General features: G+C 49.2%; 10 protein-coding genes. 5 read left to right on the top strand and 5 right to left on the bottom strand.

What is annotated here, in order from left to right:
• The first annotated feature begins 166 nt into the window (after window positions 1-166).
• On the top strand, window positions 167-796 hold the full coding sequence (locus AB3Y96_RS21460) for a response regulator transcription factor (protein WP_072309346.1): 630 nt from the start codon (window positions 167-169) through the stop codon (window positions 794-796).
• A gap of 84 nt (window positions 797-880) precedes the next feature.
• Here AB3Y96_RS21460 and gorA read toward each other — a convergent pair whose 3' ends face one another.
• Window positions 881-2,233 carry a glutathione-disulfide reductase gene (gorA, locus tag AB3Y96_RS21455; protein WP_046448865.1) on the bottom strand — a complete coding sequence of 451 codons (1,353 nt, stop codon included), beginning with the start codon at window positions 2,231-2,233 and terminating at the stop codon, window positions 881-883.
• A gap of 149 nt (window positions 2,234-2,382) precedes the next feature.
• The gene (locus AB3Y96_RS21450; RefSeq protein WP_072309347.1) at window positions 2,383-3,249 is read right to left on the bottom strand and encodes a LysR family transcriptional regulator; all 867 of its coding nucleotides are present in this window, start codon (window positions 3,247-3,249) and stop codon (window positions 2,383-2,385) included.
• A 4-nt stretch (window positions 3,250-3,253) separates the two neighbouring features.
• On the opposite strand from AB3Y96_RS21450, the gene AB3Y96_RS21445 reads away from it, so the two are divergent.
• Both AB3Y96_RS21445 and ampC read left to right on the top strand, forming a co-directional pair.
• Complete coding sequence (locus AB3Y96_RS21445; protein WP_367300173.1) at window positions 3,254-3,484, top strand: hypothetical protein; 231 nt, start codon at window positions 3,254-3,256, stop codon at window positions 3,482-3,484.
• A complete protein-coding gene (gene ampC, locus AB3Y96_RS21440) occupies window positions 3,477-4,646 on the top strand; it encodes a class C beta-lactamase (protein WP_367300172.1) in 1,170 nt (389 codons plus the stop codon). The genes AB3Y96_RS21445 and ampC overlap by 8 nt, the downstream gene beginning before the upstream one ends.
• A 113-nt stretch (window positions 4,647-4,759) precedes the next feature.
• Here the strand turns inward: ampC and gdhA are convergent, their stop codons facing one another.
• The 3 genes from gdhA to uspA all read right to left on the bottom strand — a co-directional run bounded on the left by gdhA (window position 4,760) and on the right by uspA (window position 8,680).
• The gene (gene gdhA, locus AB3Y96_RS21435) at window positions 4,760-6,103 is read right to left on the bottom strand and encodes an NADP-specific glutamate dehydrogenase (RefSeq protein ID WP_367300171.1); all 1,344 of its coding nucleotides are present in this window, start codon (window positions 6,101-6,103) and stop codon (window positions 4,760-4,762) included.
• Window positions 6,104-6,326: 223 nt separating this feature from the next.
• Window positions 6,327-7,805: a dipeptide/tripeptide permease DtpB gene (gene dtpB / locus AB3Y96_RS21430; RefSeq protein ID WP_063586198.1), complete on the bottom strand. Its 1,479-nt coding sequence runs from the start codon at window positions 7,803-7,805 to the stop codon at window positions 6,327-6,329.
• A gap of 437 nt (window positions 7,806-8,242) precedes the next feature.
• Entirely contained in the window at window positions 8,243-8,680 is a 438-nt protein-coding gene (gene uspA / locus AB3Y96_RS21425; protein WP_008815546.1) for a universal stress protein UspA, read from the bottom strand.
• A gap of 795 nt (window positions 8,681-9,475) precedes the next feature.
• Between uspA and uspB the strand changes: the two genes are divergently transcribed.
• Both uspB and AB3Y96_RS21415 read left to right on the top strand, forming a co-directional pair.
• A complete protein-coding gene (uspB, locus tag AB3Y96_RS21420) occupies window positions 9,476-9,811 on the top strand; it encodes a universal stress protein UspB (protein WP_025799478.1) in 336 nt (111 codons plus the stop codon).
• A gap of 307 nt (window positions 9,812-10,118) precedes the next feature.
• Window positions 10,119-11,432, top strand: a complete 1,314-nt coding sequence (locus AB3Y96_RS21415; protein ID WP_072309350.1) for a sodium-dependent transporter — start codon at window positions 10,119-10,121, stop codon at window positions 11,430-11,432.
• Window positions 11,433-11,447 lie beyond the last annotated feature (15 nt).

Below are 11,447 nucleotides of genomic sequence, written 5' to 3'. Positions count from 1 at the left end.
TGGTGTTTGTGGATGATATTGAAAATCATCCTATAGTGCTCTTATCTCATGACTGCTTGATTTTATATTGCAACTGAATTGCGTCGGATTGGAGTTATCACAAGGATGTACTACTAGGCAAGAGACCCCGCAGTGGTGTTGCCGATGATATTTAAGGTAATAAAAAGTGAATTCATTATCCACATCATCATCTGAGCTTGAAGTTATTAATATTGATAACGCGGTGATCGCTATTTTATCTGACGATCCTATGTTTGCTGCGGGAGTGAGAAGCCTATTGAAGAAAATTGCACCTCTAGGTCAAGGGGCTGTGATTGATTCAGATAGAGCCAAAATTGTTATGGTTGATTTAGATAGCTTAAATCAATCTATTTTTCAGGTTGTTCGTACGCTGGCCGGTTTACGTTCTTACGATGCTTATCGCACCGTATTTTGGACATCTAATCAGGCAGAGCATACGCTGAATTTTGTTCGTCTCATTGATAACGCAAGTTTTATTAACAAGAAAGCGTCCCTTGAGTCGGTAGAGTCAGCGGTGCAAGAGGTCCTGCGTGGTGGCCGTTTTGTGACGCAAGAAGTTCAACATACGTTCCAGACATCCAATGGCCCGGGCCGCGTTACCGAAGAGACGTTCACAATTTTAGATGACATGATGAGCGGCATGCGTGTGAAGTGTATCGCCGCCAAGCTGCATACTGCGGACAAGTCGATTTATAGCAAGCTGCGTCAGTTCCGTGAACGCCTATCTTTGCTGCGTAAAAGCGACTTTTTGAGCTTTATTCACGACATTTCGTGATCGTGAAATAAAACCAAACGCGAGATAAAGATAAAAAAGGCCGAAGAGAGATCTTCGGCCTTTTGTTTTAGTGCGCCACAATTATTAACGCATGGTGACAAACTCTTCCGAGCCTGTTGGATGGATTGCCACGGTGTTGTCGAAGTCTTTCTTGGTTGCGCCCATTTTTAGCGCAACGGCAAAGCCCTGTAGCATCTCATCCATGCCGTAGCCAATACCGTGGATGCCAACGATCTTCTCATCTTTACCCACACATACCAGCTTCATGCGGCACGGCTGGCGGTGCTGAGTCACAGCGGTATACATGGCGGTAAAGGAGGACTTGTACACCTTCACGTTGTCTTCGCCGTGCTGTTCTTTCGCCTGGTCTTCAGTCAAACCAACGGTACCAATTGGCGGATGGCTGAATACCACGGTTGGGATATTGCTGTAGTCGAGATGCTCATCCGGCTTGTTGTTAAACAAACGCTCAGATAAACGGCGGCCTGCAGCAACGGCAACCGGTGTTAACTCAACGGCACCGGTGTTATCCCCAACGGCATAAATGCCTTTTACGTTGGTATTCTGATATTTATCAACGGTGATGTAGCCTTTATCGTTGGTTTTAACACCAGCGGCGCTCAGGTTGATATTGTCGTTGGCAGGTTCACGGCCAATGGCCCAAATCAGGCAGTCAACTTCAAACGTTTTGCCATTTTCTAGCGTCAGCGTCAGGCTACCATCGCTATTTTTAACCACGGATTTTGGAACTGACTGGGTGTGCAGTTGTGGGCCTTCTGCGTTCATCACTTCAACCAGCGCTTCAACAATCATTGGGTCAAAGGTACGCAGAGGCGCGTGTTTACGTACGAACAGATGGGTTTCAGAGCCCAAGCCATTCAGCACACCGGCAATTTCAACGGCGATATAGCCCGCGCCAACGACTGCCACGCGTTTTGGCAACGCGTCTAACTCAAAGAAGCCATCGGAATTAATACCGTATTCTGCCCCTGGAATATTCGGGCGAGAAGGTCGGCCACCGGTTGCGATCAGAATATGATCGGCGGTGATGGTTTCGCCGTTCACTTCAACGGTGTGCGCATCAATAAATTTGGCAAAGCCGTGGATCACGTCAACTTTATTGTTGCCCAGTCCACGTTCATAGGACTGATGGATACGGTCGATATAGGCGGTGCGGCTTTCGATCAGTTTGCCCCAATCGAACTTATTCACCGTGGTATCAAAACCATAGTCAGGGCCATACAAATGGATCGCTTCTGCGATCTGCGCGGCGTGCCACATCACTTTTTTCGGCACACAACCCACGTTTACGCAGGTGCCGCCCAGATACTTGGCTTCAACCAGCGCACATTTTTGGCCATACATGGCCGCACGGTTGATGGAAGCAATACCGCCGCTGCCACCGCCAATTGCGAGATAGTCATAATGTTTAGTCATCAGGGAGTTCCATGAGTTGTGTACCCGGCATTCAGCATCGTGCTGATGATAGCCAGTGAGAAAATTGCCTTAGAGTGTAACGCTACTCACGCTATTGCCGCAAAGGTTGCGTCTATGGTTGTGATAGGCTCGGCTATCGTTGAATAACGCTACTCGTTTGCTTGCGCCACAAGCCATTGCTGGAACAGCTGCATGGCGGGGGATAGGGGTTTGGATTTCAGCCATGTTAGCCAGTAACTACCGACTTCAACGTTGATATCAAAGGGCCTCACTAGAATGCCATTTTGCAGTTCGTGCTCGAACATTTTGGCCGGGGCTAGCGCAACGCCCCCATTCTGGATGGCAGCTTCAACCATCAGGCGTGACGAATCGAAAATAGGTCCGTTAACTCTGATTGGCTCAATACCCGCCGCGCTAAACCAGTTGTTCCACTCTTCTGCTCGATAAGAACGCATAAGCGTTTCTTTGGCTAAATCTTGAGGCTGCTCTAATCGCTGAGCCACGCTTGGGGTACATAGTACGCTTAGGGGGGCATCAAACAGTGCAACGTTATGGGTGGCTGGCCACATGCCATTACCAAAACGTATGGCAAAATCTAAGCCTTCCCCGGCTAAATTAACCAGATTGTTATTAGTGAGCAGTCTAAGCTCAACAAAGGGATGGTCAGCGTTAAAGCTTTGCAAACGAGGCATTAGCCAGCCCACGGCAAAAGTGCCGACCACGGCGACGGTCAGAACTTCATGGAAATGGCCGCCTTCAAACTGCTTGAGAACCGCTTCAATCTGGCTAAATGCTTCGCTGAGCACCGGCATCAGAACATGAGCTTCATCGGTGAGTTCTAATCCTCGCGGTAGGCGCTTGAATAGCTGCGTTCCTAACCGCGCCTCAAGGGCTCGTACTTGCTGGCTAACGGCTGCCTGCGTCACGCTGAGCTCCAGTCCGGCACGAGTAAAACTTAGGTGACGAGCAGAGGCTTCAAAGGCGCGCAGCGCGTTAAGCGGGAGATAGGAACGCATGGTAATGGCCCTTAAAGAAGCTAGCTATAAGTTTTTCTTTACCCTAAGGGAATTTAATCTCGCTTGTCAATCTACGGGTGATAGCGGATATTCCTGCCGCCACGATGAGTTTGGCGTAGTGGTGCCATTGGCTCATCGTGTGAATGATTATTTCGCTAAACTTTTTCTTTTGCATGCTGATAGGCGTGCAAGATTCAAAACATATCCGATGAAAAGGTCACTTAATTATGCGTAAAAAAATGCAGAACACATTGAAGCTGTTATCCGTGATTACCTGTCTGGCGGTAACGGCTCAGGGCGCCATGGCATCAGAAATGGATCAGAGCAAGATTAAAGATACCGTTGATAGTCTGATCCAGCCGTTGATGCAGAAGAATAATATTCCGGGCATGTCGGTGGCAGTTACGCTGAACGGCAAAAATTATATTTATAACTATGGATTAGCCTCTAAACAGCCACAGCAGCCCGTAACGGACAACACGCTATTTGAAGTGGGATCGTTAAGCAAAACCTTTGCAGCGACGCTGGCGTCTTACGCGCAGGTCAGTGGTAAGTTATCGCTGGATCAACGTATTAGCCACTATGTGCCAGAGCTGCGCGGCAGCAGCTTCGATCACATCAGCGTGCTGAATGCGGGAACGCATACCACGGGTTTAGGGATTTTCATGCCTGAAGATGTGAAAAATACCGATCAGTTGATGGCTTATCTGAAAGCGTGGAAACCTGCCGATCCTGCGGGAACTCACCGTGTTTATTCCAATATAGGTACCGGTTTGTTGGGCATGATTGCCGCGCAAAGTATGGGAATGACCTACGAAGACGCGATTGAGAAGACGCTACTTCCTAAGTTGGGCATGACGCATACCTACCTTAATGTTCCCGCAGACCAAGCGGAAAATTATGCTTGGGGCTACAACAAAAAGAATGAGCCGATCCACGTCAACATGGAAGTGTTGGGTAATGAAGCGTATGGCATAAAAACCAACGCGAGTGACCTGATTCGCTATGTGCAAGCCAATATGGGGCAGCTAAAACTTGATGGAAATTCGACGCTGCAAAAAGCGCTAACCGACACGCACACCGGCTACTTCAAGTCAGGCAAAATTACGCAGGATCTGATGTGGGAACAGCTGCCATATCCGGTTTCTCTGCCGGATCTGCTCACCGGCAACGATATGGCGATGACAAAAAGCGTTGCTACGCCGATTGTTCCACCGTTGCCACCACAGGAAAAGGTATGGATTAACAAGACCGGTTCCACCAATGGTTTTGGTGCCTATATCGCGTTTGTTCCGGCTAAAAAGATGGGTATCGTGATGTTGGCGAACAAGAATTACTCTATCGATCAGCGTGTGACGGTGGCGTATAAAATCTTAAGCGAGCTGGAAGGAAAGTAATCAGTTCGGTTGTATAGACCCCTCCCAGTCTCCCCCTTGGTAGGGAAAGATCACCGAACGGTTCCCTCCCCAGCGAAGGGGAGGGCTAGGGTGGGGGAGCTTCTTGTAAAAACCTATAAAACGCCCTGCGCCAGCATGGCGTCAGCGACTTTCACAAATCCTGCAATATTTGCTCCGCGCACATAGTTGGTTTGTTTATCCTCACCGCCATATTCCACGCAGGCTTGGTGAATATCTAACATGATGTGGTGCAGGCGCAAATCCACTTTCTCGGCCTTCCAACCCATGCGTGCCGCGTTTTGCGCCATCTCTAAGCCAGATGTTGCAACGCCACCTGCGTTAGCTGCTTTACCCGGCGCAAATAAGACGCCCGCTTCAAGGAAGAGATCCGTGGCTTCAATCGTGGTTGGCATATTTGCGCCTTCGGCCACGGCTTTCACTCCATTGGCGATCAGCGTGCTTGCCGCTGGGGCGTCCAGCTCATTCTGGGTGGCGCAAGGCAGAGCGATATCAACGCTGATGCCCCAAGGCTGCTGGCCTTCAAGATAGGTGAGGCCAAACTCTTTGGCATAGTCGGCAATGCGTCCATCCTGCTGAGACTTTATCTGGCACAGACGCGCCAGTTTTTCCGGCGTAAAGCCAGCTTCATCAACCACGGTGCCGTTGGAGTCTGAAGCCGTTACCACGCGCGCACCTAGCGCCATCGCTTTTTCGATGGCGTATTGAGCCACGTTGCCCGAACCTGACACCGCAACTTTCATTCCTTCAAAACCTAAACCATGGCGTTTTAGCATGGCGTCAGTAAAGTAAACCAGACCATAGCCCGTCGCTTCTGGGCGGATTAAACTGCCACCAAATGACAGCCCTTTTCCGGTGAATACGCATGCCGTATTGTTCGACAGTTTTTTCATCATGCCCGCCATAAAGCCCACTTCTCGCCCACCCACGCCTATATCACCGGCTGGAACGTCGGTGTCGGCGCCTAAATGACGATAAAGCTCAGTCATTAAGGCTTGGCAGAAGCGCATGATTTCGCCGTCGCTTTTCCCTTTCGGGTTGAAATCGCTACCGCCTTTACCCCCGCCCATTGGCAGCGTCGTGAGCGCGTTTTTAAACGTTTGCTCAAAGCCAAGGAATTTCAGGATCGACAGGTTAACCGAAGGATGGAAGCGCATTCCGCCCTTAAACGGCCCAATGGCCGAGCTGAACTGTACGCGCCATGCGCGGTTGACCTGAACCTGCCCGCGATCGTCAACCCATGTGACGCGGAACTGAATTACACGCTCGGGTTCAATCAAGCGTTCTAGCAGGGCAGCGTCACGGTAGCGCGGGTTTTTCTCTAGAAACGGCCACAGGGTGGTCATCACTTCTCGCACGGCCTGCAAGAATTCGGGTTGGTTGGGATCGCGTTGTTGTACGCTGGCGAGAAAGTTTTCCAGAGACAATAGCTGCTCCATAGTTTGGTACTCCTTATTTCCCCGTTATTCTGCAACTTGAATTATTTAGGGGAAGCGTGGTTGATGTTTTATGCGTTTTTTATGGTTATAAATGCAATTATGTTTGTGTTTGCTTTTCGACTATATCACTGGGAATAGGCTTTTAATCAAGCGATTTATTATCACGGAGATAATAAAAAAGCCTCCAAGTGGAGGCTTTAGGAAAAGGATGTCAAAAGCGCAATTAGGCTTTTTGGCTTTCCGGTTGGGTATTCATCATGCGGTTTAACCATGGCACCATCGCGGCCATAATGATGGCAATAACAAAGGTGGCGATGCCGATTTTGCTGAATACGCCGGTATAAATTGGCAGGGTTTGCAGCGGATCGCTAATACCTTCAGGTACGGCGGTAAAGGTTGCCACATAGCCACCAAGCAGGAAGGCAGCGGCCTGAGTCAAGAACCACATACCCAGAATGAAGCCCATCAAATACTGAGGCACTAACGCTGCCACCATCGCTAAGCCTAAGGCGCTGATCATTAGCTCACCCAGACTTTGGAACAGATAAACCAGCACAATAAACCACGGAGATGTCAGACCTTGTGCATCAGCAAACCAGAGTCCAGCCGCTGCGGCAGTCAGGAAGCCCAGCGAGCACAGGAACATACCCAGCGTAAATTTAGCCGGCATAGTGAGGTCTTTGCCTTTAGCGCCGAAACGCGTATAGAGCGAGGCCAAAATCGGGCTGGCAACCACCACCCAGAATGGGTTTAGTGCCTGGAAGCTGACCGGGTTAATCGCTATGCCAAGGATTTCATGATGAACGTTGTTAATTGCAAAGAAGTTCAGCGACGTAGGCATCTGGGCATACAGAATGTAAAACAGCACGGCTTCAATCATTAAAACGAAAGCCACATACATACGGTTTCGATCGCTTTTGTTCTGCTTAAACGCTTCACGGAAGAAGAAGAAAATCACGATGATCGACAGCACGATCAGCACGATATTGGCGACTTTGACGTTATGCATCAGCCATGCACAAACGTACACCATAACCACGGTACCGATGAGCACCAGCAGCAGGTTTTTGAAATTCATCGGTTTGGCATCGGGCTCAGAACCGATGTCACGCACCATGCCGCGACAGCAGAAATAAACCAGCAGTGCGACGACTAAACCAATACCGCATAGGTTATAGGTAACGGCGTAGCCATATTTATCGGCAATAATCGGAGCCAGTGACAATGACAACAGCGATCCGATATTGATAGACATATAAAACAGGGTGAATGCGCCGTCTAAGCGTGGATCTTTTGGCGGATAGCATTTTGATAGCAGGCTGGCCGGGTTGGCTTTAAACAGGCCGTTACCGACGGCGATAGTCCCGAGGGCGATAAAAATCATATCGGGATTATGCAATGACAGGCCGGTCATGAAATAACCGAGCGCCAAGACAATCGCACCCAGCACCATGGTACGTTTGGTGCCAAGCAGATGGTCGCCGACGTAGCCGCCGATGGAGATCAGTCCATAAACCAAAGCAGCAAAGGCACCGAAGGTGATGAAGGCCTGTTCCTGTGAGAAGCCTAGCTGTTTAACGAAGAAAACAGCCAGGATGCCTTGCACGCCGTAGTAACCAAAGCGTTCCCATAGCTCAACAAAGAAAATCATGAAAAACGGTTTAGGTTGCTGCAATAAACCGACTGGGGCGGGCTTATTCATATTAGTTCGCCTTCGAATATTGATTAATTAAGTGTAGGCATGCGCGGAGCCTGCTGCCGAAGATACATCCCTGATGAAATAGAATTCCGTTTTTATATGTTCTGATGCCGTGTTAATGCCAATTTTTGATGATGATGTAGATTATTGTATGGACTGATTGCGATCTTAGTGGTTGATCACACTCTTTAAAAGATGATTCGTGGTTTTTTTGTAGAGAATTCAATGGCCCTACACGAGGTTTTTAGCTGAAGCTTAAAGCATAACCCCACCCGAACCCTCCCCTTGGCAGGGGAGGAACAGTGCTGCGGTGTTTGTAAGAATCTCGATCGGCTCCTCCCCCTGCGAAGGGGGCGGCTGGGAGGGGGTTGGCTGGGTAAAAACAAAAAACGCCCGCAGAGCGGGCGTTGAAAGCTTAATTGATCAGAAGAACGAAAAGGTTAGTCTTCGTCTTCGTCACGCAATGGAACAATCAGCATGTCGATATGTACGGTGTTGATCAGCTGGCGCGCAGAAGACATCAGCTTGCTCCAGAAGTCCTGATGGTGTCCGCACAGTACCAAGTCCATATCGTATTTCTTGATGGCATCAACCAACACCTGACCCAAATCACCGCTGCCGCTTAGGGTTTCGGTAATTGGATAGCCTGCGTTTTGAGAAAGCTCGGTCAAGGCGTGGTGAGTTTCGTCAGAAATACGTTTCTGCATGTCGCCCAGATTCACGTCAATTAGGCCGGTGTACAGGTCAGAATAGTTAACATCCACGTGAATCAGAGAAACTTTAGCGTCATAAGGGCGCGCCATAGATACTGCTTTCTCAACCAAGATGTTACTTTCTGGGGAAAGGTCTACAGCAACCAGAATGTGTTTATAAGCCATAAGTTTACTCCTTCCATAAAGCCGGTTAACGGGGTAGCAGGCATTAGGTGTCGCTACCTGGCTTTTCTTGCATGCCTGCATGTTAGCATCGTTTATACCCATCATACTTCAAGCTGCATTTTTGTTGGCTGTGCCCACTCAATGCAACTCGAATTATTTAGGGTGTAGATCACGAGGGTGTCGTTTTGCTCACACTCGCCACTCAAATCCTTAACATATTGCTTCTATCTATTGTTTTACTCTTTTGAGCCAAGGCTGCACATACTTTCGTCACAAAAGTCGCGGTATTACACATTAAAACTGCGTAAGCGGCGAAAAAATCGTCTTATTAGACACTCAGCATCGTGCGCTTTAGCCTGTGGCTTAAAATAGTAGACCCGTTTTTTATAAGGATAGCGTGGCTGTAAAGCAAGAGCTGATTATCTTGTGAGGAAAGATTTTCACCTTTTTTTGCTTTTGTTATCTGCTTTATCTCTATTGGGCCGATTTCTTATAGGGATTAATCGCGAGGTAAAATCATTAGCCAGCGTATTCTGCGCTTTATCGCTTAGCCCGCTAAATTAATTCTGTGATCCCCATACCGTTTCTCCGTTCCTTTCCTAAACTAATTAATGGGCAGTGTAGCGGAGCGTTAATCGTTATCTTGCTTCCTGCATTTTGCCGACGTTGATAATAACCATCGTGGTTTAGCCTGATGATGCCTGTCGAGCTAAGGTTGTCTGGCGAGAAAATAAATAGAAAGGCACCGTTATCTCACCGCTGATGTTTGGCTAGAGAAGATGCCTGGAGGAGATCATGATTAATACCGTCGCGCTTTTTTGGGCGCTGTTTTTTGTGTGCGTGATTAACATGCTGCGCTATTACTCCTCATTGCGTGCGTTGCTGGTGGTATTACGTGGTTGCGACCCGCTGCTTTATCAATATGTTGACGGCGGTGGTTTCTTTACTTCGCACGGGCAGCCGAGCAAACAGGTGCGTTTGGTGCGTTATATTCAGGCTCAGCGCTATCTTGATCACCATGACGATGAGTTTATTCGCCGTTGCGAACGGCTACGCCGTCAGTTTATTTTAACCAGCGGTCTATGTGGTTTGGTGGTGGTTAGCCTGTGTGCCATGGCCGTTTGGTATTAACCTGTGAGGGGAGTATTCGGCGCAACAGGATGTTGCCGAAAGGTAAAAGTGAAAAATAATGATTGCAGGCACGATGCACATTGATTAGTTTGAAAAGGTATTCAATTTTAGGAAATCCTAACGTGCAAGCAGTTAACCTCCAACTCAGCCTCCTTCTCCTTATCATCTAGGTGGCCTGCACGCATTCAAATTTCACAAGGCCGCCGGAAGGGCGGCCTTGTTGTTTCTAGCACCCTCCGGCAGCGTTTATTCAACACCGGAGCATCAACATGAAGTTCAGCATTTTTACCTCCCCTCGGAGGTTCGCATGAGTCAGCAGTGGTCATCTCGAATTGGGCATATTTTGGCTGCCGCAGGTTCTGCAATTGGCATTGGTGCTATTTGGAAATTCCCTTACGTTTCAGCAACCAACGGCGGCGGCGCATTTCTGATCGTGTTTCTGGTGTTCAGTTTTACGCTGGGGCTGGCCGTGTTTATGGCCGAGACGCTGCTGGGCAGCCATACCCGCGAGGGCGTAGTAAAGGCATTTAAACAGCTGGCAGGACGTCACTGGGGCTGGGTTGGCGTATTGGGCGTAACGTGCTCATGGTGCATCTTCAGTTTCTATAGCGTGGTGGGCGGTTGGACGGTGGGATATACGTTCATGGCTGCTGCGGGCAAGCTGAATATTACTGATTCAAGCCAGCTGAATTCGCTGTTTACCGATTTTATTAGCAACCCGTTTTTGCCGGTAATTACCCACCTGCTGTTTGCAGCGCTGACCTGCTATGTGGTGCTAGGCGGCGTGCAGCGCGGCGTTGAGAAAGCGGTTAAGATCATGATGCCGTTGTTATTCTTAATTATGCTGGTGCTGATTGTAGTGGGTATGACGCTGCCGGGATCGAGCGCTGGGCTGAAGCTGTTCCTGTATCCAGATTTTAGCCATCTGAGCGGAAAAAGCGTTTTGGACGCGCTGGGGCTGGCGTTCTTCTCGCTGTCGATTGGTTTAGGTATTCATGTGACCTACGGGGCCTATTTGCCGGATAGCAAAGGCATTGCGCGCTCAAGCGTTTGGGTTGTCACGCTGTCGTGTCTGGTTTGTGTGCTGGCGGGTTTGATGATTTTCCCTGCGTTAAGCTCGGCGGGTCTGGACCCTGCCGCAGGTCCTGGATTGACGTTTATGACCATGCCTGTGTTCTTTGCTCATTTGCCGGGCGGTGCCGTGTTGGCCGTGGCTTTCTTCTTGCTGTTGCTGGTGGCCGCGCTGTCATCGTCGATTTCTCTGTTAGAAAATATCGTAGCCTTTACTCAGGGGCGCTGGGGTTGGTCGCGCCGCAATGCGAGCCTGATTATCACTGCAAGTATTATGCTGGCGGGTATTCCTGTGACCTTATCGTTTGGTGAATTAAGCGGCCTTACGCTGGGTGGAAAATCGCTGTTTGATGTGCTGGACTTCTTAACCTCGAATCTGATGATGCCGTTGTTCGGCATTATTATCTGCTTGGTATTTGGCTGGTCGCCGCGTGCAGCAACGCTGATGCCAGAGGATATTTCTCCTTTCTGGCGTGCAAGCCTGCGTATCACCTGGCGTTACATTGGCCCGCTGTTTATCGGTGTGATTTTGGTGCGAGGGTTGATGTAAGGTAAAAAAAAGCCC

It is taken from the genome of Hafnia alvei, from assembly GCF_964063325.1.
GTDB lineage: Bacteria > Pseudomonadota > Gammaproteobacteria > Enterobacterales > Enterobacteriaceae > Hafnia > Hafnia alvei_B.
Note: the sequence above shows the minus strand (reverse complement) of the source record. Positions and strands in the feature narration are given on the sequence as shown.

Excerpts from the sequence above, each read along its gene's own strand:
- AB3Y96_RS21445 (WP_367300173.1), top strand. The coding sequence starts at position 3,254 with ATGGCCCTTAAAGAAGCTAGCTATAAGTTTTTCTTTACCCTAAGGGAA.
- AB3Y96_RS21415 (WP_072309350.1), top strand. The coding sequence starts at position 10,119 with ATGAGTCAGCAGTGGTCATCTCGAATTGGGCATATTTTGGCTGCCGCA.
- uspA (WP_008815546.1), bottom strand. The coding sequence starts at position 8,680 with ATGGCTTATAAACACATTCTGGTTGCTGTAGACCTTTCCCCAGAAAGT.
- gdhA (WP_367300171.1), bottom strand. The coding sequence starts at position 6,103 with ATGGAGCAGCTATTGTCTCTGGAAAACTTTCTCGCCAGCGTACAACAA.
- ampC (WP_367300172.1), top strand. The coding sequence starts at position 3,477 with ATGCGTAAAAAAATGCAGAACACATTGAAGCTGTTATCCGTGATTACC.
- uspB (WP_025799478.1), top strand. The coding sequence starts at position 9,476 with ATGATTAATACCGTCGCGCTTTTTTGGGCGCTGTTTTTTGTGTGCGTG.
- AB3Y96_RS21450 (WP_072309347.1), bottom strand. The coding sequence starts at position 3,249 with ATGCGTTCCTATCTCCCGCTTAACGCGCTGCGCGCCTTTGAAGCCTCT.
- dtpB (WP_063586198.1), bottom strand. The coding sequence starts at position 7,805 with ATGAATAAGCCCGCCCCAGTCGGTTTATTGCAGCAACCTAAACCGTTT.
- gorA (WP_046448865.1), bottom strand. The coding sequence starts at position 2,233 with ATGACTAAACATTATGACTATCTCGCAATTGGCGGTGGCAGCGGCGGT.